Source organism: Streptomyces sp. NPDC025833 (assembly GCF_055558055.1).
Window position 1 is genome coordinate 14,390 of record NZ_JBVHNF010000032.1, and the last position, 24,546, is coordinate 38,935.

The 24,546-nt window shown below is 71.4% G+C and carries 23 protein-coding genes, 1 pseudogene and 1 riboswitch; of the genes and pseudogenes, 6 read left to right on the forward strand and 18 right to left on the reverse strand.

Going from position 1 to position 24,546, the window contains the following annotated elements; all coding sequences use genetic code 11:
- Positions 1 to 199 precede the first annotated feature (199 nt).
- The 7 genes from ACZ4K2_RS35380 to ACZ4K2_RS35410 form a co-directional block, all read right to left on the reverse strand.
- Positions 200 to 709 carry a GNAT family N-acetyltransferase gene (locus tag ACZ4K2_RS35380; protein ID WP_467480502.1) on the reverse strand — a complete coding sequence of 170 codons (510 nt, stop codon included), beginning with the start codon at positions 707 to 709 and terminating at the stop codon, positions 200 to 202.
- A 605-nt stretch (positions 710 to 1,314) separates the two neighbouring features.
- Entirely contained in the window at positions 1,315 to 2,715 is a 1,401-nt protein-coding gene (locus tag ACZ4K2_RS35385) for a purine-cytosine permease family protein (RefSeq protein WP_467480467.1), read from the reverse strand.
- A riboswitch (TPP riboswitch) is annotated at positions 2,705 to 2,800 on the reverse strand. Its footprint overlaps the gene before it by 11 nt.
- A 131-nt stretch (positions 2,801 to 2,931) precedes the next feature.
- On the reverse strand, positions 2,932 to 3,702 hold the full coding sequence (locus ACZ4K2_RS35390; RefSeq protein WP_467480465.1) for a hypothetical protein: 771 nt from the start codon (positions 3,700 to 3,702) through the stop codon (positions 2,932 to 2,934).
- Positions 3,689 to 5,272, reverse strand: coding sequence for a vWA domain-containing protein (locus tag ACZ4K2_RS35395; protein ID WP_467480463.1), 1,584 nt, complete (start codon positions 5,270 to 5,272; stop codon positions 3,689 to 3,691). The genes ACZ4K2_RS35390 and ACZ4K2_RS35395 overlap by 14 nt, the downstream gene beginning before the upstream one ends.
- Complete coding sequence (locus ACZ4K2_RS35400) at positions 5,269 to 6,549, reverse strand: hypothetical protein (protein ID WP_467480462.1); 1,281 nt, start codon at positions 6,547 to 6,549, stop codon at positions 5,269 to 5,271. Before ACZ4K2_RS35400 ends, ACZ4K2_RS35395 begins: the two co-directional genes overlap by 4 nt.
- Before the next feature lie 177 nt (positions 6,550 to 6,726).
- Positions 6,727 to 7,104, reverse strand: a complete 378-nt coding sequence (locus tag ACZ4K2_RS35405) for a hypothetical protein (protein ID WP_467480459.1) — start codon at positions 7,102 to 7,104, stop codon at positions 6,727 to 6,729.
- A 103-nt stretch (positions 7,105 to 7,207) separates the two neighbouring features.
- Positions 7,208 to 8,107 carry a GNAT family N-acetyltransferase gene (locus ACZ4K2_RS35410; protein ID WP_467480457.1) on the reverse strand — a complete coding sequence of 300 codons (900 nt, stop codon included), beginning with the start codon at positions 8,105 to 8,107 and terminating at the stop codon, positions 7,208 to 7,210.
- A gap of 224 nt (positions 8,108 to 8,331) precedes the next feature.
- Here ACZ4K2_RS35410 and ACZ4K2_RS35415 point away from each other — a divergent pair, with 224 nt between their 5' ends.
- Positions 8,332 to 9,003: an adenosylcobinamide amidohydrolase gene (locus tag ACZ4K2_RS35415; protein WP_467480455.1), complete on the forward strand. Its 672-nt coding sequence runs from the start codon at positions 8,332 to 8,334 to the stop codon at positions 9,001 to 9,003.
- 63 nt (positions 9,004 to 9,066) lie between these two features.
- Here ACZ4K2_RS35415 and ACZ4K2_RS35420 read toward each other — a convergent pair whose 3' ends face one another.
- The 3 genes from ACZ4K2_RS35420 to ACZ4K2_RS35430 all read right to left on the reverse strand — a co-directional run bounded on the left by ACZ4K2_RS35420 (position 9,067) and on the right by ACZ4K2_RS35430 (position 11,012).
- Positions 9,067 to 9,435 carry a hypothetical protein gene (locus ACZ4K2_RS35420; RefSeq protein WP_467480453.1) on the reverse strand — a complete coding sequence of 123 codons (369 nt, stop codon included), beginning with the start codon at positions 9,433 to 9,435 and terminating at the stop codon, positions 9,067 to 9,069.
- Positions 9,436 to 9,777: 342 nt separating this feature from the next.
- On the reverse strand, positions 9,778 to 10,335 hold the full coding sequence (locus ACZ4K2_RS35425; RefSeq protein ID WP_467480452.1) for a hypothetical protein: 558 nt from the start codon (positions 10,333 to 10,335) through the stop codon (positions 9,778 to 9,780).
- 71 nt (positions 10,336 to 10,406) lie between these two features.
- Complete coding sequence (locus ACZ4K2_RS35430; protein ID WP_467480451.1) at positions 10,407 to 11,012, reverse strand: GNAT family N-acetyltransferase; 606 nt, start codon at positions 11,010 to 11,012, stop codon at positions 10,407 to 10,409.
- A 292-nt stretch (positions 11,013 to 11,304) separates the two neighbouring features.
- Between ACZ4K2_RS35430 and ACZ4K2_RS35435 the strand changes: the two genes are divergently transcribed.
- Positions 11,305 to 12,201, forward strand: a complete 897-nt coding sequence (locus ACZ4K2_RS35435) for a Rieske (2Fe-2S) protein (RefSeq protein ID WP_467480500.1) — start codon at positions 11,305 to 11,307, stop codon at positions 12,199 to 12,201.
- A 355-nt stretch (positions 12,202 to 12,556) separates the two neighbouring features.
- Here ACZ4K2_RS35435 and ACZ4K2_RS35440 read toward each other — a convergent pair whose 3' ends face one another.
- The 4 genes from ACZ4K2_RS35440 to ACZ4K2_RS35455 form a co-directional block, all read right to left on the reverse strand.
- On the reverse strand, positions 12,557 to 13,894 hold the full coding sequence (locus ACZ4K2_RS35440) for an APC family permease (protein ID WP_467480449.1): 1,338 nt from the start codon (positions 13,892 to 13,894) through the stop codon (positions 12,557 to 12,559).
- Positions 13,895 to 14,202: 308 nt separating this feature from the next.
- Positions 14,203 to 14,649 (reverse strand): DUF3618 domain-containing protein, encoded by a 447-nt coding sequence (locus tag ACZ4K2_RS35445; protein WP_467480447.1) that lies wholly within the window; start codon positions 14,647 to 14,649, stop codon positions 14,203 to 14,205.
- On the reverse strand, positions 14,646 to 15,074 hold the full coding sequence (locus ACZ4K2_RS35450; RefSeq protein ID WP_467480446.1) for a phage holin family protein: 429 nt from the start codon (positions 15,072 to 15,074) through the stop codon (positions 14,646 to 14,648). The genes ACZ4K2_RS35445 and ACZ4K2_RS35450 overlap by 4 nt, the downstream gene beginning before the upstream one ends.
- 653 nt (positions 15,075 to 15,727) lie before the next feature.
- Complete coding sequence (locus ACZ4K2_RS35455; protein WP_467480444.1) at positions 15,728 to 16,321, reverse strand: HD domain-containing protein; 594 nt, start codon at positions 16,319 to 16,321, stop codon at positions 15,728 to 15,730.
- A gap of 402 nt (positions 16,322 to 16,723) precedes the next feature.
- On the opposite strand from ACZ4K2_RS35455, the gene ACZ4K2_RS35460 reads away from it, so the two are divergent.
- Positions 16,724 to 17,683, forward strand: coding sequence for a GlxA family transcriptional regulator (locus tag ACZ4K2_RS35460; RefSeq protein ID WP_467480442.1), 960 nt, complete (start codon positions 16,724 to 16,726; stop codon positions 17,681 to 17,683).
- Positions 17,684 to 17,914: 231 nt separating this feature from the next.
- Here ACZ4K2_RS35460 and ACZ4K2_RS35465 read toward each other — a convergent pair whose 3' ends face one another.
- Positions 17,915 to 19,420 carry a glycosyltransferase gene (locus ACZ4K2_RS35465; protein WP_467480440.1) on the reverse strand — a complete coding sequence of 502 codons (1,506 nt, stop codon included), beginning with the start codon at positions 19,418 to 19,420 and terminating at the stop codon, positions 17,915 to 17,917.
- A gap of 488 nt (positions 19,421 to 19,908) precedes the next feature.
- On the opposite strand from ACZ4K2_RS35465, the gene ACZ4K2_RS35470 reads away from it, so the two are divergent.
- The 3 genes from ACZ4K2_RS35470 (at position 19,909) to ACZ4K2_RS35480 (ending at position 22,615) form a co-directional block, all read left to right on the forward strand.
- The gene (locus ACZ4K2_RS35470; protein ID WP_467480438.1) at positions 19,909 to 21,168 is read left to right on the forward strand and encodes a DUF6056 family protein; all 1,260 of its coding nucleotides are present in this window, start codon (positions 19,909 to 19,911) and stop codon (positions 21,166 to 21,168) included.
- A gap of 304 nt (positions 21,169 to 21,472) precedes the next feature.
- On the forward strand, positions 21,473 to 21,817 hold the full coding sequence (locus ACZ4K2_RS35475) for a PIG-L family deacetylase (protein WP_467480436.1): 345 nt from the start codon (positions 21,473 to 21,475) through the stop codon (positions 21,815 to 21,817).
- Positions 21,818 to 22,222: 405 nt separating this feature from the next.
- The gene (locus ACZ4K2_RS35480) at positions 22,223 to 22,615 is read left to right on the forward strand and encodes a ricin-type beta-trefoil lectin domain protein (RefSeq protein ID WP_467770004.1); all 393 of its coding nucleotides are present in this window, start codon (positions 22,223 to 22,225) and stop codon (positions 22,613 to 22,615) included.
- A gap of 399 nt (positions 22,616 to 23,014) precedes the next feature.
- Here ACZ4K2_RS35480 and ACZ4K2_RS35485 read toward each other — a convergent pair whose 3' ends face one another.
- From ACZ4K2_RS35485 to ACZ4K2_RS35495, 3 genes and pseudogenes are all read right to left on the reverse strand, one after another.
- Positions 23,015 to 23,647, reverse strand: coding sequence for a hypothetical protein (locus tag ACZ4K2_RS35485; RefSeq protein ID WP_467480432.1), 633 nt, complete (start codon positions 23,645 to 23,647; stop codon positions 23,015 to 23,017).
- Positions 23,648 to 23,887: 240 nt separating this feature from the next.
- Positions 23,888 to 24,238: pseudogene (locus ACZ4K2_RS35490) on the reverse strand (NF041680 family putative transposase); the annotation flags it as partial.
- Between the two features lie 76 nt (positions 24,239 to 24,314).
- Positions 24,315 to 24,546, reverse strand: a 232-nt coding sequence (locus ACZ4K2_RS35495; RefSeq protein WP_467770005.1) for a hypothetical protein, incomplete at its 5' end; no start/stop codon positions are given.

The window sequence follows — 24,546 nt, forward strand, 5'->3', positions numbered from 1 at the left end:
TTCTCGGATCGAGGGACGCCTGCCACTTCCCGCGACGGGCCGTGGCGGGCCCCTCTGCCTAGGGGAATTAGTTTTAACCTAGAGGTCCTAGGATCGCAACGGGAAAGCACCTGGACACTGGCGCCCGGACGTCGGCCCCGCGGCCCGAAAAGGCCTGTGGCGCCTCGGAGTCCGGACTCCGAGGCGCCACAGCGGGGGATCAGACGCCGAACGCGGCGGGGTACCGGATGGTGCCCGCCGGGACCGTGCGGGTGTCGTCCAGGGCCATCGCCATCATGGCCTCGTCGGGTACGTCGAAGGGGGCTCGGATGCCGAAGCGGGAGGCCGGGGTGAAGCCGAACCGCGGGTAGTAGTCGGCGTGGCCCAGGACGAGGACGAGATTCTCCCCCGCGGTCCGGGCGGCGGCCAGGGCGGCGCGGATGGCCGCGGAGCCGGCGCCCGCCCGCTGGGCCGCGGGCACCACCGCGCACGGGGCCAGGGCGAGGGCGGGCCGGCCGTCGACGTGGCAGCGGCTGAGGCCCGCGTACCCCACGGGGGTGCCGCCGGGGGCCGTGGCGACCGTCGACAGGCCGTCGATCCACGCCTCCGAGTCGGCCCGCAGGGCGTCGACGATGTCGGCCTCGACGGCGGTGGGGAAGGCCGCGAGGAGGATGTCCCGGACGGCGGGGATGTCGTCGGTGGTTTCGGGGCGGGCGGTCCAGGTGGTCATGGTTCCATCCTCGGTGGTGTCGTGCGCCGCGGGGCCGGTGCCGGGGGCGTGGCCGGGTGTGCCGGTGTCGTTCACGACCGGCGCTCCCGGAACTGGCGGGTGGCGGTCACGCCGCTGGTGACCAGCACGACCGTGCCGGGTGCCACCGCGGACGCCTCGGCTGCGACCGGCCGCGGCTTCCGCAGGCCGGCGCCGCGATGAGACGTGAAGACGTGCTCGCACGCCCCGTCCCAGCCGTGGTCCGCCTGGGAGCACGGCTGAGCAGGGTGAAAGGCAGATGGATACAACGTGGAGACCTTCGAACGAGGACCCCGTCGAGCGTGAGGCTCCGCCCCCGGGAGCCGTCGGGCTCGCGGTGGGGGTGAACGTCAGGTCAGACCGGGGCCCGGGACGTGAGGATGGTCCGGGGTGCCCTGCACACGGCAGCGGCCTTCACGCCAGACATCAACTCACCCCCTCTTCCGGTCGCGCAGTGGATCCGGGTGTCCCTGCTCCGCGAGACGCTAGCACGTCCACCCGTCGACGCGGCATGATTTCGGAGACGGCGGACTTCCGTATGTGGTGGTCCAACTCGGCTGCCGTGCGGCCGAGTTGTCGCGGGCGGCTCAGTTCCGGTGTCGTATGCGCAGCGGGGTGTAGAGGAGCAGGGCCGCGAGGAAGGCCACCGGGTAGGCGAGGTCGGCGCCGTGCAGGGCGTGTGCGACCGGTCCCACGTAGAGGCTGGTGCTCATGAACGGCACCGCGACGGCGAAGCCGGCGACGAACGCGGTGAGGGCCGGCCACCACGGCTGCGGCCGCGCCTCCTCCGCCGCCAGGTCGACCGGGCGGCCGCCACGCGCCCGCGCCCGGGCCGCCCAGTCGACGATCACGATCGCGACGAACGCGGGTATCCAGTAGCCGACGAACAGCAGCACGTTCTGGAAGCGGGCGGTGGTGTCGGCGGCGTGCATCCACAGCACGAGCGGGAAACCGAGCACCGCCGCGAGCCCGGCGGCGACCGGCCGGGGCAGCCGTACGCCGACGGTCTGCAGGGCCAGTGACCCGCTGTAGTCGTTCATGGCGTTGCTGCACAGCGCCGCGAGAGCGACCGCGAGGAGTCCGAGCGCGCCGAGCGCGCCACCGCCGAGCAGCCGGTCCACGCCGCGGGCGGTCTGGTCGGTGAACTGGGCGGCGCCCCACAGGCCCAGCGCCTGCACCGCGACGAAGGACACGCCGACACCGAGCAGGGTGCACCAGAACATGCGGGGACGGGACGCCGTGCGCGGCAGGTAGCGGCTGAAGTCGCTGGCGTACGGGGCCCAGGAGAGGGCGAGACTCAGGGCGATGGCGCCGGTCAGCACGAACGCGCCCGCCCGGTCGGCGCCCTGCGCGGTCGCGGCCGGCGCGGGCTCGCTGCCGGCCACGAGCTTCACCGCCAGCGCGGCGAGCGCGGCGGCGAGCGCGAAGGTCATCACCGTCTGCAGGCGGTGGATCGCCTCGTACCCGATCACGCCCAGCGCCCCCTGGGCCGCCAGCATCACCAGCACGCCCAGCCAGAACGGCCAGCCGAGGAGCTGGGCCAGGGCGTCCCCGCCGAACAGGCCGATCAGCGCGTCCCAGGCGATGGACGACAGCCACTGCAGGATGCCCGGCAGGGCGACGGCCCGGCCGAAGGCCAGCCGTGCCAGCGGTAGTTGGGCTGCCCCGGTCTGGCTGCCCCAGGTCCCCAGGTAGGCGGTGGGCACCGCGCCGAGCAGGGTGCCGAGCACCACGGCGAGCAGCGCGGTGGCGAAGTCCAGTCCGAGGGCCGCCCCTACGGTGCCGGTGAAGACGCCGGTCATCGTCAGGTTGGGGGCGAACCACACGGTGAACAGCCGCCGGGGGCTGCCGTAGCGAGCGTCCTCGGGCACCGGCGCGATGCCGCGCGCCTCCACTCGCAGGTCCCCGGCCGCCGTGGGCATCCGGCCGTCGAAGACGTCCGGCGTCCCGGCGCCGGCCGTCTCCTCATGGGCGTACGGCAACGACATACGACATCCCTCCGCCAGTCCTAACTGGTTCAGGTTCAACGGGTGTGATCTCAGCCCCCACGCAGGGGCACCCCGTGTCCAGGTACGCCGGTCAGGATAGCCCGGGCCGGTGACCGGCCCGCCGGGAGGCCCGGCCGGCCCGGACGGATCGCGACCGGGAGCCGGGTTCCGAGGGGGCCGGTCGTGGAACGCGGCACGTCGGCACGCCCGTGCGGGTCAGCGGAAGATGGCGATCGGGTCCAGGGTCAGTTCTCCCTCGGCCCCGTTCCAGGTGCGTACCTTGCCCAGGCAGCGGGCCTGGAACTCACCGCTGTAGTAGTCGTCGTTGCGGAACTCCCCCCGCCCGGCGGACTCCTGGCAGGTGATCCGCACGTGTGCGGGCGGCGTCCCGTTCCCGTACGGGGCGCGCAGCTCGACGTCGCCCCGCTCGGTACGGCGGGCGGTGAAGCGGCCGGTCACGGAGACGTACTCCGACATCACCGCGCTCAACGGCACCTGCGCGGTCTCGTCCCGGTCCCGCAGGGTCTCGGCGAGCGCCCGGTTCAGGACGAGGTGCCCGGTGGTGAGGTCGGCGTCCACCACGATGTCCTCCTTCCGCATCGTGTCCATGAGCACCCTGATCACCTTGATGGGCGTGCTCTCGCGGAGGTACGTGGTGACGCGCTCCTTGCTGACCCCGCCCCCCGCCTTCCCGCTGCCCCAGCCGAGTTTCGCCCACAGCCCGTACTCGCGGTTGACGTTGATCGTGTCGGCGACCTCCGCTTCCAGGGCCTCCGAGAACCCGCCGACCTCGTAGATGTCCATCACGCGCTGCTCGTGCAGGTAGAAACACATGTCGAGGAGGCGTCCGCGGCGCCGGCGCCGGTCCCTGCGGCTCAGACGCAGCAGCGCGTGGCGGACCGGCACGGCGAGGCACACCACCGTCACCAGCCACACGAGCAGCCACGGCCACCACATGGCCAACCAATGACGGTCAATGACAGCCACGGATTTCCTTGAAGGCGTCGGAGAGGGAGGAGGTGTTGGCGTCGACCATGCGGCCGCCGGTCGCCGCGGCGACCCGCTCCAGCTCGGCCGCGTCGGCCTGCCCGAACTGGACGGGGAAGGTAGGCACCGAGGCCGCCTCGGCGCCGAGCCGGTGGTAGCGGCGCAGGAAGTCGTCGTACGGGAGGCCCGCGTTGCTCTCGCCGTCCGTCATCAGGACGATCGACACGGGACGGCCCGGGCTCTGCCGGAGGGCGGCGACGGAGACGCGGTAACCGCGGTCGAGGGCCGACCAGACGGCGGTGCCGTCGGCGAGACCGCCCTCGGCGACGGTCCGCTCCAGCGTCCTCAGGTCCGCGTCGCCCCGCACGGTCACCGTGCGCTCCTGGAGGATCCGGCCGGCGAACCGGACGACCGTGAGGCGTTCGCCCCGGTAGAAGCGGGCGAACTTGCCGGTGGGCGTCCGGTCGGCACCGCTGAGCCCGGCGAACGCGGCGCGCAGGGCCGCCAGCCGCGCACCGCGCATGGAGGGGGAGAAGTCCAGCAGGAACACGACCTGGTCGCCGGCGGGGCGGTCCGGGTCGCCGTAGTCGTCGATCAGCCGCCGGACGATGGAGAGGCGGTCGGGGAAGGACAGGGCGTTGCCGACGGCCGCCCGCAGGTCCGGGGAGGGCCGCACGGCGTCGGCGACCGGGCGCCGGTGGGTGCGTTCCATCAGCGCCCGCTGGGCGGAGGCGCTCAGCAGCCAATCGGTCACCTTGCGGTACGCGGACCGCTTGCCCGGATCGAGCAGGAGCAGCGGGAAGTCGGACAGCACCATGCCGTCGTCCGGGTACACGATCTCCAGGGAGTGGCGCAGCTTCCCGCCCGCGTCCAGCGACAGCAGCTCCGACTCGTGCGCGATCAGCGCGTTCGTGTCGTCCTGGTGGCCGGGGTAGGCCTCGATCAGCTCGCGCGAGCTGGGAGCGGTGAGGGTCTGGCCGGAACGGAACCCGCGCAGCCGGTCGCAGGAGACGTCGCTCTCGCGCAGCGCCCTGCCGGTTCCGGCGGCCGCGGTGGCCACCCCGACGAGCGCGGCGCGCCCGGTGTCGCTGCGCCGCGGATCGGGCATCGCGAACCGCACGGTGCCGTCGGCCGCCGCGTCGGCGACGTCCGCCCAGGAGATCCGGCCTCCCGGGGCCCGCGCGCGCAGCCTGGCCGCCACCGCCGGGGCGAGTCCGACCACGACGGGCGAGGCCATGATGGAGGTGGACTCGGGCCGGGTCAGCTGCGCGCCGGACTCGCGCAGCCGCAGCAGGAAGGAACGGTCGGAGGCGAGCCAGGCCAGGTCGTAGGCGGGTTCGCCGCGGGTGGACGGCTGCCCGGCGAGGTCCGCGGTGGCCGTGTACTCCATCTCCAGGCCGACCCCGGTCTCCTCCCGCAGCCGGCCCAGCAGCGGTTCCACGTCACGGAGTTCGGGGCTGGCGAGCACCCGGAGGGTGACGTGCTCCCGGTCCCCGGAGCACGCGGCGAGGCAGGCGCCGAGGAGGACCAGCGCCAGTACGGCCGTCACCGCGCCCGAGCGCCCGGTCACGAGGCGTCCTTGACCGGCGGGCGGCAGTGGCCCACGTAGTCGATGATCTGCTCCAGTGAGTCCAGGTCGGGTTCGAGGGCCTGGTCCCGCCTGCGGTTGTCGACCGGCGGCTGGACGCCGTGCTCGCGCAGGTACGCGTTGAGGCGCGCGCTCGTCCCCTCGTCGTGGGCGTACTGGACGCGGAAGCCCAGCTCGATGGCGCGCTCGCGCAGGTCCCTGTCCTCCGCGATCAGATCGACCAGCCGTCTGCCCCGGTCGGTCAGGGAGATCAGCTGGGGTTCGGTGAGGGCGTACGGCGAGGGGTACAGCAGGACCCGGCGGCTGTCCTGCCTCCCGTGCTGGGCCCGGTAGTCGAGCTGGTGGGCCAGGTACTGGTGCTCGTAGATCACGGCGACCTGTGCCGCGTTCTCGCCCAGCTCGGAGAAGTACCTCTCGGCCTGCTCGTCGGCCCACATGCCCTGGAGACTGATGAGGGGCTTGATCTCCCGGGCCAGCCGGCCGACGGCGGTGCGGGGCGGTTCGACGCTCCGGGTGTCCTGCGCGCCGGGCACCCGGTTGCCGTTGGCGACGAAGGCGAGAACGCTCAGGTACGTACCGGCGGAGTTGGATTCGCAGACGTCCGAGGTCCGCACCAGCACCCGGCCGCTGTTGCTGCGACGGCCGCCGGTCTGGCGTTCGTAGCCGATGCCGTTCCACGTGTCCGCCGTGGCGCCGGTGCCGTCCAGGCGCGTCCCCGGGTCGTCCACGCCGTCGAGGAGACCGACGAACTTCCCCATGTCGAGGTTGTAATAGAGGGTCCCGGGGCGGCCCTGCCGCTTCGCGACGCCGGCCCGTACCAGGGTTTCGGCGTAGTCGCGGAAGGTGCCCAGCACCAGGTAGGTGCCGAACGGCGACGTGGACGGCACCGAGCGGTGCATCCTGTCCAGGATCATCGCCGCGGCGGGCCGGCCGGACGGGAAGACGACGTCCATGCCCTCCAGCGGTGTGGTGGCGATGCCGCGGGAACCGAGCCGGTGGATGTTCACCCGTATGCCGTGCTTGAGCAGCAGCCGCCGTACTTCCGGGTCCTTGAAGTAGTCGGACTTGGAGGCCATCTTGGCGTCCAGTGTGGTGATGCGGGTGAAGGGTATGAGCGCGTTGCCGGACACGAGCAGGGAGAACAGGCCGGCCAGGGCGAGCGGCAGCACGAGGACGACGTACCGAGGCGTGCGGCGACGGCGTACGCGGCGAGTGGTCAGCCGCGGTTCCTCGATCGTGGTCGCTCCGGTCTCCGACAACGCCCCTCCTGCCACTCAAGGGGTGAAATCCTCAGGCGTCCCGGGGAACGGCCGCGGCCGGAAGAGAGAATTCCCGGCGAACGCCGGGCGAAGGGGTGAGCGCGAGCGGGGCGGCGGGCGGCCGTCACGGCGACGACGGAGGACCGGGGGCGCGGCGCCCCGGCCCGCCGCCGGGCGTCACAGCAGTTCGCACTCCACCGAGTCGTCGATCCGCACCGATTCGAGGGTGCCCAGCCACTTGTCGAAGACCGACTCGGGCGCGATGCACTGCGCCCCGCCCTTGGTGTCGCCGATCCAGATGGTCTCGTGGCGCGTGTTGACGACCTGGAGCGGCGCGGGCAACAGGTCCGGCAGGTTCTGCCAGGGCGTCACCTCGTCGTACTCGTAGACGACTTCGCCGTCCTTGACGAAGCAGACCGACGGGTACGCGCAGGGTGCCGCGGGTGTCGGCGGGTCCGCGGGCTCGGCCTGCGCCCCGGCCGTCGCCCCGGTGAGCAGCAGCAGGGTGGCCGCCAGCGCGGCGATGCCGCCCCGCGGGCTGATGACTGCCTTCATGTGACCCCCGTCCTCGACGAGATGTGCTCGAACACATCTCCGACCAAGCACACTATCCCCGTGCGTCACGAGCGCGGTCAACGGCCGGAGGCCGCGGTCGACGTCAGCCGGATCGGCTGAAGTCGACGTCAGGGCGCAGCCGCCCGCCGGAGAACCCGTATCCGGTGAAGTCCAGCACCGGGACGTAGCCGAGGCGCCGGTAGAGGGCGTTGCTGGTGGCGTTGGCGGGGTTCGTGAACAGGACGACGTCCGTCGCGCCCGCCGCCAGCGCGGCCCTGCTCACCTCGGCCGTCACGGCGCCCGCGTAGCCGCGCCCCCGGAGGCGGGCCGGGGTGTAGACGGGATCGACCCGGACCATGCCGGCGGTCATCGAGGTCGAGCCCGCCAGTGAGACGGGGGTGCCGTCCGGGGTCTCCCAGAAGGTGAAGTGCTTGTCCGCGAAGCGCGAGCCGGCCCAGGTGGCGGCGTCCAGGGACGGTGCCTCCCCGACGGATTCCGCGAACTCGTCGCACCAGCGGATGAGTTGCTCCCGGTCCTGCGGGCCCAGGACGCGGGCCCGGCCGTCCGGAGCCGGCTCGGGCGGGGTGAGCGTGCCGAGGCGGTGGAGCCGGCCCCGCCAGTCGCGTACCGGTGCCGCGTCCGTGTGCCGGTGCCAGGCCCCGGCGAAGGCGGTGGCGGAGTCGTGGTCCGCGGTGACACCGGCGAGGTGGAGGCCGCGGCCCGACAGCCGGGCGGCGAGGGCGTCGGCCTGCCCGGGGGTGAGAGAGGTGACGGTCAGGCGCCGGGTGGGCATGCGGTAACAGATCGCACGGACCTCGCCGTCCGACTCCAGCCGGCCGAAGACGGTCGCCTCGGCACCCTCCGGGTCCGCTTTCCGTGCGCGCAGCTTCGCGATCGTCGTCAGCGGGGTGTTGTGCGGAGTGGGTCGTGAACGCAGGAAGTCCCCGGCTCGGGCGAGGAACGCGTCGATGTCGTCGGTGAGGTGCCAGTCATCCGGGCGCATGCCTCAGCATCCCCGATGCGCTGCGCGCGGAGGAGCGTTTCGCGAGAGTCGGCCGAACGGGCGAGGCACCGCCGAACGCCTTCGGGCCGGGGCGGTGCGGGCCAGGGCGGTGCGGGAGGCCGTCGGCGGTGCTCCGGGGCGGCCGCGCGGGCATGGAGCCGGGGCCGCGGGCCGCGCGACGGCCTCCCCGTAGGATCACGGGACCCCCTGCTTCGAGGAGTCCAGTGAGTGTTGTTCCGCCCCCGCGTGCCGCCACGGGTGTGCTGTCGGTCGAGACGCTGTTCCGGTCCGAGGACGGTGAGCGGCTGCCGGCGCTGTTGTGGCGGGCGGGCGCCGGCTGGCGGATGATCAGCAGCGCCGTCCTCGGCGGTGGTATCGGGGAGCGGTCCTGGGTCCTCAACGCCCAGGTCGCGCACGGCTACACCCGTTCCGACCCGGACAGGCACCTCGCCGCCCTGGCCCGCGACGCCGGAGCGCGCGGGCCCGGGGTGGGCCTGATGACCGCCGCCGACGTGCGGGCGCGGGGCCACGCGCGGGACGGGGGAGTCGAGGCGGTGGCCACCGCGGGACTCGGCGTGCGCGGGTGGGCCGCCGCTCCCGAGCCGGGCACGGCGGTGCCGGCCGCGCCCGGCACGGTCAACATCGTCGTCGCCGTCCCGGCCGCGCTGACCGACGCCGCGCTGGTCAACGCCGTGAGCACCGCCACGGAGGCCAAGGTGCAGGCACTGCTGGACGCCGGGCACGACTGCTCCGGCACCCCGACCGACGCCGTCTGCGTCGCGGCCCGCCTGCCGGGGGACGGGGCGGAACCCCAGGCCTTCGCCGGCCCCCGCTCCCTGTGGGGCGCGCGCGTCGCACGCGCCGTGCACGCCGCCGTACTCGCCGCCGCTTCCTGACATCCCGTCCGGCCGGAAGCGCGGGGCGGACGCCGTGCGCGGTCGCCCCCGGCCGGTACGCCGTCAGTGGGGGATGCAGCCGAACCAGTTCACCGTGTCGCGGTCCTTGGTGTAGCCCAGGCACCTGATGGTCCTGTCGTGGAGCGTCTTCGTGCCGTCGGTGCCGGAGCTCCAGTAGTCGTCCTTGTAGTGGGGCTGTTGCAGGGTGTCGATGTCGATGACGTACCAGCGGCGCTTGCTGCTCGCGGTGGTGCAGCCGTGGGCGGTCATGTTGCGGCTCGGCCCCTCGCTCCATATCGGGCGCACGGCGAGGTCGCAGTGGGCCTTCGGGCTGTCGGCGGCGGCGGTGCCGGCACCGGCACCGATCAGGGCCGTGGCACCGATGGCCACGGCGGTGGTCGCGCCGAGCAGGCGCTTGGGGGAGAGGTACATCGATGGCTCCTCCTGCCGGATGCGGTGACGTCCAGGAGTTGCCGCGCCACCTTGATGTGATCGTCACACTTATGCGGAATGTCTTGCTCGGCGAGTGGCGGCCCAGTCCCTCGACCCGGTGACGCGGGTGATGCCAATGCAGCAAGCGGCCGGCTTTCGGGACGCCCGAGCGACCCGAGGGGGTCCCGAGCAGCCTCCTCCCGGGCCCGGGCACCTGCCGCCCGGGTGCACGTGCGCCGGGATGGGGCGACCTCGGTCCTCATCGTCCCCTTGCCGTCGGCCCCGCCGGTCTTCCGCAGGCAGCCGGGGACCGCGCCGACGGGCGCGCGCGGTGCCGTCGTCTCAACCGTTGCCGTCGCCGGCGGCGGCCATGAACTCCCCGATCAGTTCGGTCGGGTTGGCGGCCGGGGTCAGTTCGAACATCGCGTCCGGGTCGAACATGTCGTACAGGATCACCGGCACCGGCCGCCGCAGCACCTCCACGATCCGGCCGCTCTCGTGCAGGTGCCGGGCCGCCGTCACGCACACCTCGTGGAACCACGCGGCCAGCCGCTCGCCGCGGTCGCCGGCCTCCTCGCCGTCCTCGTACCAGAGCCCCCGCGACTCGGCCTCCCGCCGGTGCGCCGCCGCCGCTTCGGGGTCGCGGCCGACGACCGCCACCCCTTCCAGCCCCGTCGCGGGGAAGAACGCGTAACTCCAGCGCGCCTCCCAGGCGTCCGAGGTCTCCGCCGCCGCGGCGCACGCGTCGGCCTCGGTCGTGTAGCCGATCGCCAGGTACGGGAAGCGCGGATCCTGGTCGACGCCGTCGACGCGGAACGTCACCGCGTAGATCCCGTCGTCCGCCGGGAACCGCCCGACGGCCTCACCGGCGAGCCGTTCCACGTACGCCCGGAACGTCACGGGAGCCCCTTCGCCGGTCCTGTGGAAGGGGAGGGGGACACGTGAAACCGCGCCGTCGGCGGGCCCGTTGGTCATGCCGGCGCTCCGGGGGCCGGGCCGGGCTCCGGATCCGTCGCCAACCTGGCATGCAGGTGGCAGTCGCGGAAGGCGTCCCGGCGTCCCTCCTCCCACATCGCGTCGCGCAGCGTCCCCTCGTAGCGGAACCCGCACCGTTCCGCGACCCTGCACGACGCGTCGTGGCCGACGGCGTGGTCGAGTTCGAGGCGGTGCAGACGCAGGTTCGTGAACACCCAGCGGGAGGTCAGCGCGAGGGCGCGGGTGGCGACGCCCTGACCGCGGGCCTCCGGCAGGACCCAGTAGCCGACGCAGGCCGAGCGCAGCGCACGGTTGATCTGCCGCAGGCCGATGTGGCCCAGCGGCGTGCCGCTGTCCGCGTCCTCCACGCAGAACGACGCGCCGGTCCCGGTCTCGTCCTCCTCGGCCTTGCCGCGCAGCGCGGCACGGGCGGCGGCCGGGTCCGCGATGGGCCGCAGCGGGGTGTTCCAGCGCAGGAACTCCGGGTCGAGGCAGCCGCGGAGGTACGTTTCGACGTCGCCCCCGTCGGCCGGGTCCCACCTGCGAAGCCGCAGGCCGCGGCCGGTTATGGGGGGTGGGGGAGCGGGGGTGTCCGGCGTCATCGGGCCATTGAACAAGGGTGCGGGCGGAAACCTCAACGCCTTTCGGACCGCGGAAGCGTGGGGCCGGGGCGAACGCCCGCCGGAGCGCGGGAGCGGCAAGGGGCATGTGCCGTCGCCCGCGCCGGGTCACCGTGTGCCGTCCGGCGTCCGAGTGCGCGGCCCGTAGCCCCGGGAACCCGGAGGCGTCGGCGGCCGCACCGGGCAGGACTCCGCCACCGGTGCCGGGACCCCGCTGGTGCCGGGTCCCCGTTTGCCGCGGAAGCGGACGGGGACCCGGGGGCGTATGAGCACAATGCCCCGCCGCCGGTCGCGGCAGAACTGGATGCTGAGGTTCCTGGACGCGCTGGAGCAGGACTCCAGGGCGGACCGGGTGGTCGACGCCGTCGGCAAGGGCGTACGGGCCCTGCCGCTCGGACGCTGTCGGGACGTGCTGCACGGCAGGTGGCTGGGACACCCGGTGCATCCGTTGATGGTGCAAGTACCGATCGGCACCTGGATGTCGGCCGCCGTTCTCGACCTGTGGCCCGGCCGTTCCCGGGAGGCGGGCGTGCTGGTGGGCGTCGGGCTGGCCTCTGCCGCGCCGGCCGCGCTGGCGGGCGCCGTCGACTGGTCGCAGTTGCAGCGGGAGCAGACTCGCGTCGGGTTCGTGCACGCCCTCGCCAACATGGCCGCCCTCGGCCTGTACGCGACCTCGCTCGGCTACCGCGTCAAAGGACGGCACGGCGCCGGCCGGATCTACGGCGTGCTGGGCCTGACGGCGGTCGGCGTCGGCGGCATGCTGGGCGGTCACCTGGCCTACCGCCAGGCGGCCGGGGTCAACCACACCGAAGAGGTCCCGCACGTCGTGCGCGACATCTGGCACCGGGTCGGCGCGGTCGACGAGTTCGCCGCCGGACAGCCGGAACGCCGGGTCGTCGACGACGTACCGGTGCTCGTGGTCCGGGAGGCCGAGGGGGAGATCCACGCCCTCGCGGAACGCTGCAGCCACCTCGCGGGGCCCTTGTCCGAGGGCACGGTCGCCGACGGGTGCGTGCAGTGCCCCTGGCACGGCAGCGTCTTCCGCCTCTCGGACGGCTTGAACGTACGCGGCCCCGCCACCGCGCCGCAGCCGGCCTTCGACACCCGGATCGTCGGCGACCAGGTCGAGGTGCGCCTGCGCCGCGACAACCGCGGCCGGGGGGAGCGCTAGCGGCGGAGGACGGCGCAGGCGTTCCCCCGGGCACACCGCTCGGGGGAACGCCTGCGCCGGCAGGTGAGCGGTCCGCCTCACCGGCCCTCGTGCGCATCAGGGCTTCCCAGACGCGTCACGGGGAGCGGGCGCCGCGGTACGGGACCGGGTTTCGCGCGCCGTCGACCCCGGAACGCGTCCCGCGCCGCTGCCGCCGGCCCGGGGCCACCGCACGGGCGCGTCCGGGGCCGTCGCACGCGCACCGGTCCACCGCCCCCGCGGGAACGCGTACGGTCGCCGGATCCGGCCCCCGTCCGGTGTCCCGCGCCGAGTCAGGTCCGTCTCGGGTCCGGCTCAGGTCCAGGCCAGGTCCGGCTCAGGTCCGGGTCACGGCCTGTTGGCGTGCCGCGCGGTGGCTGATCGCGGCGAGCACGACACCCACCCCGAGCACCGTGAGCCCGCGCCACCAGACCTGGGCCTCCACCTGCGTGGCCAGCAGGACGCAGGAGGCCGCTCCCAGCACCGGCAGGACCGTCGGCGTGCGGAAGTGGTCCCCCGTGCCGCGGTCCCGGCGCAGGACGAGGACGGCGACGTTGACCATGAAGAAGACCACGAGCAGCAGCAGGACCAGCGTCGAGGCCAGGGTGGCCACGCTTCCGGTGAGGGCCAGGGCCATCGAGAGGACCGTGGTGGCGGCGATCGCCACCCAGGGCGTGCGGCGGGCGGGCAGCACGGTGGTCAGCACGGACGGCAGCAGCCCGTCGCGGGCCATGCCGAAGGCGAGACGCGAGGACATGATGCCGGTGAGCAGCGCGCCGTTCGCGACGGCCACGAGCGCGATCGCGCTGAACAGCCGGGGAGGCACGCCGCCCGCGGCCTCGACCACCTCCAGCAGGGGGCCGCTCGACGCGGCCAGCCGGCTCGTGGGCACCGCCGCCGACGCGGCGATCCCGACCAGCACGTACACGGCCCCGGCGGTGGCCAGCGCGCCGAACAGCGCGCGCGGGTACGAGCGCCGGGGGTTGCGGGTCTCCTCGGCGACGTTCACGGACGTCTCGAACCCGACGAAGGAGTAGTAGGCGAGGACGGAGCCGCTGAGCACCGCGCCGGCGGCGTTGTCGCCGGGGTTGCCCACCCGGGTGAGCCGCCCGAGGTCGCCGTCGCCCCGCAGCAGCAGCCAGCCGCCGAGGACGACGATGATCAGCAGCCCGCCGACCTCGATCACGGTGGCGACCACGTTCGCCCGCGTCGATTCCTGGATGCCGCGTGCGTTCAGGGCGGCGAGCAGGGCGAGGAAGACGACGGCGACGGCGCCCACGGGCAGGTCGACGAAGGCCGAGAGGTAGTCGCCGCCGAACCCCCGGGCCAGCGCGGCGACGGAGACGATCCCGGCCGCGAGCATGCAGAACCCGGCGAGAAAGCCGGCGAACGGGCCGAACGCCCTGGTCGCGTAGTGGGAGGCACCGCCCGCCCGCGGGTACTTCGTCGCCAGCTCCGCGTAGGAGGCGGCGGTCAGCAGGGCGAGCAGGAGGGCGACGAGCAGGGGCACCCACACGGCCCCGCCGGCGTCCGAGGCGACCTGCCCGATCAGGACGTACACCCCGGCGCCCAGTACGTCGCCCAGGATGAAGAAATACAGCAGCGGGGTGGTGAGAGCTCGCTTGAGCCCGGTGCCGGAAGCGGAGTCCGGCTGTGCGTTCTGGACCGAGGACATGCAGTGCGTGTCCCCCGCCAGGGCAGGAACACGCACGGCCCGGTATGCGGTACGGGTCACCCCGCCGGGGGAAGGCCGGGGGAAGCGTGTGCGCCGGGCGGACCCGCCGGCGGCGGAGGCGTGCCGTTCGGAGTCCTGGACGGCTCCGGGGTGCGCCGGTCCGGGAGGGCGGCGGGACACGGGGGCGTACCGGCGCAGGGCGCCGAGCCGGCATCGCAGGGAGCCCTCCGTGAGCCACGGCCGGGAACGGAAGGGGGCCGGCGGTCCGCCGCACCGGCCCCTCGTCTCTGCCGACTCCGACTACGGGGTCAAGACCTCTTGCGGCACAGCAGCCACGCGGCGACCGTCACCGCGCCGACCGCCAGCAGCAGGCCGCGGTTGTCCCGCGCCACGCGCGCGCCCTGGGCCGTCCTGGCCCGCACCGGCTCGGGCGCCTTCTCCTGCCACACCTGCCCTGCCTGCGCGGCCTTTTCCCGGGCCTGCGAGGCGGTCCACGCCACCTTCTCCTTGACCGGGTCGGGCAGCTTGTCCTGCACGCGGGACGCCGCCTCGGCGGCCTTGGCCTTGACCTCCCCGGCCTTGAGGGCGGCCTGCTCCCGCAGCTCCGCGGCCTTCTCCTGGGCGCGGGCCTGGACATCGGTCTTGGCCGCGAGCGCCTCCACCGTCTCTCCGAGCTCGTGACGGGTGGCCTCCACCTGCTCGCGCAGTTCCTCCGTGCTGCCGGCGGTGGGCTCGTCGTGAGGCGGCTGGGTCATCGGTGCGCACTCTCCTTGATCTCGGCCACGTCGGCCTTCACGTTCTCGATGGTCTGCTGGGGGGCGGGCGGGGCGGCCTGGGAGACCTGCTTCTTGCCGGTCAGCGCCAGGACGGCGGCGATGACACCGAGCACCGCGGTCACGATGAGGGCCGCGGCCCACACCGGCAGCGGCACGGCGAGCGCGGCGATCGCGGTGGCCACCAGGGCCTGGAGCATCAGGAACCCGACGAGGCCGGCACCGCCGAACAGCCCGCCGCCCTTCCCGTACCGCTTGCCCTTCTCCTTCATCTCCGCCTGTGCCAGGCGCAGCTCGCCCCGTACCAGTTCGGTCAGTTGCTGCGAAGCACGCTGCACGAGCTCGCCCACCGGCTCCGAATCCGGCGCATGCCGGGCCGGCCCGTGGGTCTGGGTACTCGACGACATGACGATCACCTCCTGTCATCCGCTTCTCTCGGCGGGACGGGGCCGTGAGCACCGTCCGATAAGCGCGCGAGTACCCCGAACAGGCCAGTTCAGGACTGTGAGTTCGAGGATGTTGCCGGAAAGATGCCGGTACGGGGGCGAAGCCGGGCGATGGGCGCGCGGCGCCGGGGCACGGCGGCGCGCCCGGCGCAGAGCGGCGTCCGCGCCACGGACGCGGCGGTGCCCGGTGCGGGATTCGCCTGCGCGACGCGGCGGCGGTGGCGAGCACGCGGTGCCACCGCCTGGAGCGCCGCGCCGCGCAGGCCACGGGGAAGTGCTGCTGGACCTCTGCCCCTCGGGGCGCCGGTTTCCGCGGCACCGCCCCGTCCTCTCACGAAAGTTTCACAGGCCACCGGGGCGCCGAGGCGCGCGGTCACCGTTCCCCGGGCCGGAGGGCGGCCGCGACCGCCGGCCAGGCCACCGCGACTCTCCCGCAGGGCGACCGGATCCGCGGCATCAGCGTCCAGCAGCCGCACGCCACCCGCATCCTGACCGGCGCCACGGGCATCGAGAACCGCCCCAAGCCCTGGCTTACACGCGGATGCGGCGGCGTGCGGATTCCGGCCACTTGATCCCCTACACCACCTGGCGGGACGCCATCAGCCCAGGTGGGCTCAGTCGTCGAAAGGGGCGGCGGCGACCAGGTCGAGGAACCGGAAGTGTTCGATCAGTGTGGCTATGGTCGAGTCGGCCTTGGCGGTGGCCTGTCGGCGCAGTGCTTCGGTGACGTAGGCGGCGAACCCCTGACGGGGGTGGAGTTCGAGGACGTCGGCGAGCAGGCCGGGCGGCAACTGGTCCAGACGGAGCCCTATGACGTCCGCCGCTGCGCCCAGGTGGACGGCTGCGACCTCGGGGCGGGGGTCGTCGGCGGTGGCGACCTGCAGGTGAAGGGCGATCGCGTCTCGTACCAGCCCAGTCAGCCGGGGTGAGGCTCCGCGGGAGACCAGCTCCCGTGCGGCCAGCTGGGATCCGTGCAGTTCGAACGGGGTGACGGGGTCGTCATAGGCCTCGACAAGGGAGAGGTCGTGCAAGGCGGAGCCTATGAAAAGCGCTTCCGGGTCGAAGGAACGCCTGCGTCGGTGAAGAAGGGCCGAGCCAAAGTGGTAGGTGCGGTGGCAGTGGGCCACCAGCGTCGGCGGGCACGCTGCGCGCAACAACTGGTCGGCGGCGCGGGCGAGCGGGGAGTCCGGGACGGGCGACAGTGGCATGCGGATTTCCTCCGGGAAGTCGGACGCGGGAACATCTCAGGCTCAGGACACAGCTACGCTCGCAGGCACCTCCACATACCGACAGAGGCGGCAGCGGGGACCGAGCCGCCGGGTTGCGCTGGTCAGGCAGCCCGGCGGCGTGCGGGGACAGTACCGGCGACGCGCCCGTCGGCGGTTCAGGGGACCTTGACGGCCAGCAGATCCGTCTTGTGGACCTCCGGGGCGGCCGCGAACATCCTCGGACCGAGCCCGGCCTCGACCCGGACCCGGAATTCCACCTGTGACATGCGCTGCTCCCACCTCGTCGACTCCGGTCGGCGACCGCCGACCCACCACGACGCTATGGGGCCGCGCCCACGGCTCGGCAGTGGCGGATCCGGCATGTTCGATACTGTTTCCGACATGCGTGTCGCCGTGCTCGTCCTCGACGGAGTCTTCGACTCCGGCCTCGCCGCCGTCCTCGACATCCTGCACTGCGCCAACACGCTGCGAACCCGACTGCCCCAGCCTCCGCCCGCATGGCAGATGACCACGGTCGGCTTCACCGGCACCGTACGCACCGGCGCGGGACACCAAGTCACTGCCGCGCCCGTCGCCCAGGTGGAGGACTGCGACCTGCTGCTGATCCCCGGCGTGGCCGAGCGGCGCCCCGATGAGCTGGTGGCCTATCTGTCGGGCCCGCGCACCGCCCCCGCGCGGGAGCTGATCGCCCGCGCCCGCGCCCGGCGTACCCCGATCGCCACCGCCTGCTCCGGAAGCTTCCTGCTTGCCGAAGCAGGCGTCCTGGACGGCCTCCGCGCCACCACCACCTGGTGGCTCGCGCCGTTGTTCCGACGTCGATACCCGCTGGTGACGCTCGATCAGCGGCAGATGGTAACCAGCTGCGACGGCATCACGACCGCCGGCGCGGCCTTCGGTCATGTGGACCTGGGGCTGACCCTGATCCGCCGCCGCAGTCCCGCGCTGAGCGACCTGGTCGCCAACTACCTCGTCATCGACGAACGGCCCTCCCAGGCCGCCCACACCATGACGGGCACCCTGGCCGCGTGCGACCCCACCGTTGCCGCGTTCGAGCACTGGGCCCGTGCCCACTTGAACGAACCGCTCAGCGTACGGGACGCCGCCGCCGCGATCGGGGTCAGCGAACGCACCCTGCAACGCACGACCCGGGCCGTCCTCGGCATCTCACCCGTCCGCTTCGTCCAGGACCTGCGCGTCGAACAGGCCACCCACCTCTTGCGCACCACCGACCAGACGATCGAGGCCATCGCGCGCCGCGTCGGCTACGAGAGCGCCAACACCCTCCGCGTCCTGCTCCGCGGACGCACCGGCAAGCCCGCCTCCCAGCACCGCCCCAGCTGACGCCTGGCGTCCGAGCCCGTCAGTCGGGGCTGGCCGGGTTCTTGGCCGATGGGCCCGTGGTGGAGATCCTTGAGGATGCCGGCTACCAGGGCCTGGGCGCGTAGACCGGTGGACGGGTGGTGACACCACCGCACCGCAAGCTCAAGAAGAACGCTCAGGACTGGTACGAGGAGATGCACCCGCGTGCGGGCGGATCATCGGGCCGTGAGGTCGGTGACGTTCCCGACCGCTTCACCATCTGCGGCCCGCGCGCCCGTACTCCCGCCGCGCATCAATCGTCTGTTCGTGCTCCGTGCCGGCCGCCGCGTCGTACCGTGCGGCCGAGGGTCGGCGCCCCCGGGCGCCAGAGACGATCGCCCAGCGGGCCAGAAGGAAGGAAAGCGGGGTGGCTATGACTCCGGCGATCACGGCGGCGGTGTTCTTGTTCAATCCGAGTGTGTCCACCCCGAGGAAGAGCAGGAGTCCGCTGACCAGCATATTGACGATGCTCGACAGCGGATAGCGGACGAACGCACGCCAGGTCGGTTTCGTGCGGAGGGTGATATGGGTGTTGAGCAAGAATGATCCGACCACGCTCACCGCGAAACCGATCGAATGGGCGGCGAGGTACGGCAGCCAGCTGTTGAGGGCGATGTAGACGGTCAGGTATACAGAGGTGTTGACGATCCCAATCGCCGCGAAGGTGAGGAACTGGCGCATCGTGTGCGCTCTGCTCCCCTTTCTTGGGCCGACAGGTGAATACTGGGGCCCGAGCTGGTGCGCCCCGAGGCGCGGCACGGCGACAGCGTCTGCGGGCTGTGCGGGCGGCGGAGCGTCGGACGTCGCCCGCACTATATAGGGTGGGCGGCGTTTCACCTCGTAGTAGATGCGTCCCACGTATTCCCCGACGATGCCCGCCGTGACGAGCTGAATTCCACCGAGTGCGATAACCACCGTCAGCAGGGTGGTGTAACCAGGCACCTCTACACCGTGCGCAGCAACATTCACGATGGTCCACAACGCATAGACGGCCGCAGCGGAAGACAATGCGAGACCGGCGTAGAAGGCCAGCCGCAGCGGACGGTTGTTGAACGAAATGAGACCGTCGATCCCGTAGTTGAGAAGCCGCCTGCCGCCCCATTTCGATCGACCAGCTGCGCGACCGACGTTATGGTACTGGAAACTGACGGTCTTGAAGCCGATCCAGTTGAAAATTCCTTTCGAGAACCGATTCGTCTCCGGCATGGAAAGCACGGCCTCGACAGCCGATCGCGACAGCAGCCTGAAGTCTCCCTCTCCATCGATGATGTCGACATCCATGCCGTGACCCATCGCCCGGTAATAGGCGGAACTGATCAGGCTGCGCACCACGCCGTCTCCCGCACGGTCGCGGCGGGCAACGACCTGATCGTAACCGAGCTGGTGCAGTTGCAGCATGTGCGGGACGAGACCGGGCGGGTGTTGAAGGTCCGCATCCATGAGGACAACGGCCTCGCCTTGGGACATGCGCAGTCCGGCGAGAATCGCTGCTTCCTTGCCGAAGTTGCGACTGAAGGAGCTGTAACGGATGCGACGGTCCCCGGCAGCGAGGGCGCAAAGGCATCGAAGGGTGTTATCGCTGCTTCCGTCGTCGATATAACAGATCTCAAAGGTCTGCTGAGTCGCCTCCAGGACAGGCATCAGTGTGGCGTGGAATGTGTCGATCACCTCCCCTTCGTTGTAGCACGGGACGACGACGGAGATGTTGCATTCTGGCATACGGATTCCCGGCGAATCGGGGCAGCCTCAACATTGCCGTAATCGACCATGCGCTTCTCCGGGCTGCCCGGCAACCCAGGGGGGCCGGGCGGGTGAATTGCCGGATGATTTCACGCGTATGCCACGGTGGGCTGCGCTTCCCGGCGCCGAGTGGCAAGCTGGACGTATTGAGCGTTTCACTGCCGCGCTCTTGCTGTGCCTGCAGCGCTCCGGAAACGTCGACGAACGGGCGTCACGTGCGATACCCGGCGGAAGGGAGAACGGGCGTGGGCGTGGAACGCCTACTGGGAAGAACTGTCCGGAGTCGGCGGGCCAAAGACGCCCTGCATACAGACATGCTGGTGAAACGGGCACGCTGGTGGCCGGTATTGCTCTGTGTCATGCCACTGGCTTTGCTCGCCTACGCGGCTTGGAGCAGCCGTTGGGTGCGGCCCAGCGGGGATGACTGGTGCTTTCTCCCCATAGTCCGTGACGGCGGGCTGTCCGCCATGGTGGACAAGTTCTATTTCAAGGACAACGGGCGCGTCATGAACGCCGTTCTCGTGTGGACTTACGCGCGCTTCGACGTCGCCGGACAGCAGTGGTTCGCACCGGCCAGCGGAGTGCTGACTCTTCTGCTGCTGTGGGCGTTCTGCGCCGCCGCGCTGCCTGCCATGGGAAAAAGGCTGCCGCGCGGAACAGCGTTGTTCATGGCGACCACGGTGACCGCCGTCTTCCTCTTCGGCTCCCTGAACACCTATAAGACGTTTTTCTGGCCGGCGGCATCCGTTTCCCACACGCTGCCCCCGGTGTTCGCCTGCGCAGCCGTCGTCCCGGTCTTGAAAGCCGCCTCACTGCGGGGCCGCACCTTCGCCTTGTGCACCGCCGGCACGACGGGAGCGGCACTGGGGATGCTGTCGGAGGAGACAACCGTGGTTTCACTGGTCGCCCTCGGGTGCACGGTGATGATCAGCGGCCGTGCCATCCCCGCAGCGCGGCGACGCTTCGTCCGCTTGTGGTGCGCAGTCGCAATCGCTGGCCTCGTGCTCGGAACGCTGATCCTCTACACGTCGCCCGGTGCCCTGCATCGGCGCCAGACGAAGAACGCATCAAGCATGCTTGACCCTACGTCCCTATGGGAGTCCGGGTACGGATTCGCCTACATCACTTTGAGGTGTCTCACGGCCTGGCCGTACCTCGGAGCATTCGCCGGCGGCCTCATCCTGGGCTGTCTCCTCGTGCGTGTCTCTCCGGAGCCTGTCACCCGCGCGAACAACGAGGCGCTGCTGATCCGATCAGGCATCGTGGTTCTCCTTGTCGCCGGTTACGCCTGCACCGTCATCGCCTACCCCGCCTTCCACAGCGGCGTGATGACATCGACGCGCCTGTGGAACGACTACCTGCTGCTGTATGTCTTGTTCCTCGTCTACGCAGGTGCGCTCGCCGCCCGCGCGTGGCACCGCCGAGGCCGACGCGTAGCCATCGCCCTCACCGCAGGAGTGGCTGCCTACTGCGTCGTCTGTCTCGGCCTGGGGGCATCGCTCGCGGTCCTGAACTCCGACATGGCCGCACGCGCTCGCGCATGGGACCAGCAGGACACGCGGATGCGGTCCCAGGCCGCAGCGGGGGCCCGGGTTCTTCCGTACAGGCGGCTCTCCATCAGGAAGATGACCGAGCCGTTCGTGGACGGTCGCAAGACGTGGCCGGCGCTCTGCATCGCGCGCTACTACCGGGTCCAGGACATCTCCAACGCGACCGCCAAACCTTGAGCCAGTCGCGAGCGCGTAAGCCGGCGGCCCCGCGCCCGAGCATCCTTGGCGGGCGCCCGGGGACGGTGGTGGCGACCGCGCAGGAAAGGTTGAGCACGTGAGCAGAAGCCCCGGAGGGAGCAGCGCAATCTCCGCTCCCGCAGCATTTTCCGCGGCCGCCCTGTGCCCCCTTCTCGTCGCAGGGTCGGTCCTTCTCTGCGTCCCGTCCCTTCGACCGGCTCGACCAACCGGTCACTCCGGAGATGCCGCCCGACGCGATGCGTACGGAAAGTCATCGGGTTCCTGCCTGCGGGAAATGATCGGCGTGGCCCACGAGGACGACGACCTCCTCTTCATCAACCCCCAGATCCAGGAGCTCATCACCGCGGGATGCCCCGTGGACGTGGTCTACCTGACCGCAGGGGACGCCGGGAAGTCTTACAGCTTCAGTCCCTACCCGAAGAGCCGCGAATACGGCATGATCGCCGCCTATGCGGCCATGGCCGGTTCCGGGCAGCACACCGTCACCAAGACCATCACAGTCAACCACCACCACATCACCTCCTTCTTCTTCCGCGAACGACCCGAAATTCGGCTTCCTTCTTCCGGCTGCCCGACGGGCTTGCGACAGGGGAAGGAAGCTCTGCCTACCGACATGAGAGTCTCCTGAGGCTTTTTCGCGGCAAGATCTCCTCCATCAGCACTGTCGACTCCGCGGAGCGATACACGGAGCGATCTCTCATCGCAACGATCACCGGTCTAGCCAGGCGATGGAAGACCGAGCGCATCCCTGGACTGCGACAACGCTTCTTTCGGTCACACGTACACGCGGGGCGCGGACCACAGCGACCACGGAGTGACAGCGCGGTGCTTCCGGATGGCGGGCTTCCCTCTGCATCTGCGAGGCGGCATCATCGCCTACCGTGGATACCCCGTGACGCTCCTGCCGGACAACCTCGTACCGGCACAGGCCCGGGCCAAGCAGCGGATCTTCGAGACGTACCTCCACAAGGTCTACTGCGGGCCGCTACGCTGCAACGCGTTCTCCTCGATCACACCCGTATACCAGAACTGGATGCACCGGCTGTACCCCCGCCCCCAGCCGCATGCCCGTCTCGGCGCGATCATCTCCCAGACGGGCGGCGCGGAGTTCTGCCTCGAGGTTGCGAACAGGCTGCCGGGGACCGCGGAAGGCGCCGTGCGGACCGCCCGCTGCAGTGGCAGTCCCCAACAGTCATGGCGTCGCCTCCGCACAGGCCAGTGGCAGTCCAGAACGGCTCACGGAAGCTGCCTGACCGTCGCACCGTCCCTGCGTGTCTCGCCATGCGACAGCACTTCCCCTGACCAGCGGTTGCGGATGAACGCAAGTGGACAACTGGTCTCGGGCGGCGCTTGTCTGATCCAGGACGACCCAGCACGGAGCGTCCCCCGCCTCCACCTCGGACTGTGCCTGCCGGTGGGACCGTAGAACACCTGGCTCTGGCGGTCATGACCCGCCGGCGGCACAGACCGCGCGGCGTGCGGCCCCGCCGGCTGCGCAGATCCGCCGGTCTACCGCACGAGCCGAAGCACCGTAGTTGTCACGGAGGCAGGCGGAGTCGTCACCAACTATGTTGTAGATATTGACTGTTGTAGCTGAGCGCGCAGCCGGGGATGTCGTCCGCGTCGTTCCCGTGGAATCCCTGAGCACGCTGCTCGGCGGGTTACGCGGCCTTGGTCTGGTCATCGAGCGAGGGTCACCATGGTGCCTGCCTCCTCGCTGACCGGATGCATGGCTGGTTCAGTCCGAGATGTCGCAGCCTCACTGCGGTGAGTGCCGATTTCCGGGCCGGTGCCGAGGAATGAAGAACAGTCAAACGGCTGGAGTTCAGGGGTGGTGATGGGCCGGAGCTCCGGCCCCGACTGGGTGTCGCGCCGCCACGTATGCCGGCCACGAGCCGGGGTCCACGTGGTTGTTCTCAGGGACGTGCGCGTGTGCGTACCAGCCGCCCTGGGACCGCCACACACTCTCAGAGCGGTGCGAGGTGAAATCGGTCGGACGGCCCATGGGCCAGTTGTCCGGAACGCCCCAGGAGCGTACCCACGCGTTCAGCGAGGCCCAGCCCGTGCACGGGGTGTCCGTGAGCTTCGCGAACACCGTGCCGTTGAGTCGGCAGTGCGGGAAGAAGAGGGCCTCGATCTGGATGACGACCTTGCCGGCGCGATTGGTGCGCGTGCCGCCGGACAGATCCCTGAGCGACTTGCTACGGGATGTCGCGGGGAAGAACTGGGCGAACGCACCGGTGAAAGGATCCCACAGGATGTGCGGTGCCAAGTCCTTCCCGCTGCTGGTGAAGAAGTGCTTGAGGGAGGCGAACGGCACGAGGTCCTGCGGGGCCGCAGCGGTGGCCTCGCGGTCCGCGGTGATGTGCGCGATCGCCTTCGCCGGGAAGGCGGAGTCACAGGGGGCAAGGTCCCCGAGATCGGCTCTGACAGCGCCGGGCAGCCACACGTCGGCCATGGCAGGCTCCTTGCGTCTGACACCGGGCGGGGAATGTGGCAGCGAAAACGTCGTGACCATCTGCCGCCAGTGCATCGCTGCCGCTACCCGGTGCGGGTGTCTGGGCGGTAAAGGTCCGGGCTGGTAAGGGTTTTCTGCTTTCCAGTGTGCTACGGGAAGCGAAGTATGGCGAACCGGTGCCCGCAGGCGACCATTGCCCTTCACGCCAACTGCCCTTCACGCCAACGCGAAGAAGCCACGGCCTGGTGGTCGTCCGGGGCCGGGGCGGGAAGGTTTCGGTGCTCTGGCCGGGCAGGCGGTCTTGGAGCGGATGTGCCGGAAGTCCCGGCGGACCCGGGCGGGAGTGGGCTTGTCCGAGGAGACCGGCCTTTCCCACGGTCGACGCCGATCGGCTGCCGGCGGCCGGGCGACCCGCAGTTGGGTGTAGGCGGTGAGGACCAGCCAGGTCCACCGGTCAGCGGCCTCGGGGGTGCGCCTCTTCGGGGTTGTCCAGCCGAGGGTCCGTTCGAACGGGCGGAAGGGGTGCTCGATGTCGAAGCGCCTCAGGTAGGCCTGCCATAGGCGACCGGTGTCAGCCGAGGTGGTGCCGGTCCCGGCGAGCCGGCGGGTACAACCAGTCCGACAACGACGCCTGGCTCGCCCACGCCCTGGCCGCGCGCCTCGGGCACTACCGCGACCCGGCCGCCCGCCAGGAAGCCACTGGTCTCCTGCCGCCGCCGGTCCTCGCCCACGCCGCGCTGCTCGCCGAACTCGTCCGCTTCCCGGCGCTGACATCGACCAGCTCGCGCTCGCGGCCCGTATCGCCACCGGCGAGCCCGAAGCCGCCGGCGCGCTCGCCCTCTTCCTCGCCCGCGTCCGGCCTGAGGATTACTGACCTCGGCCGCAACTGCCCGGTGACC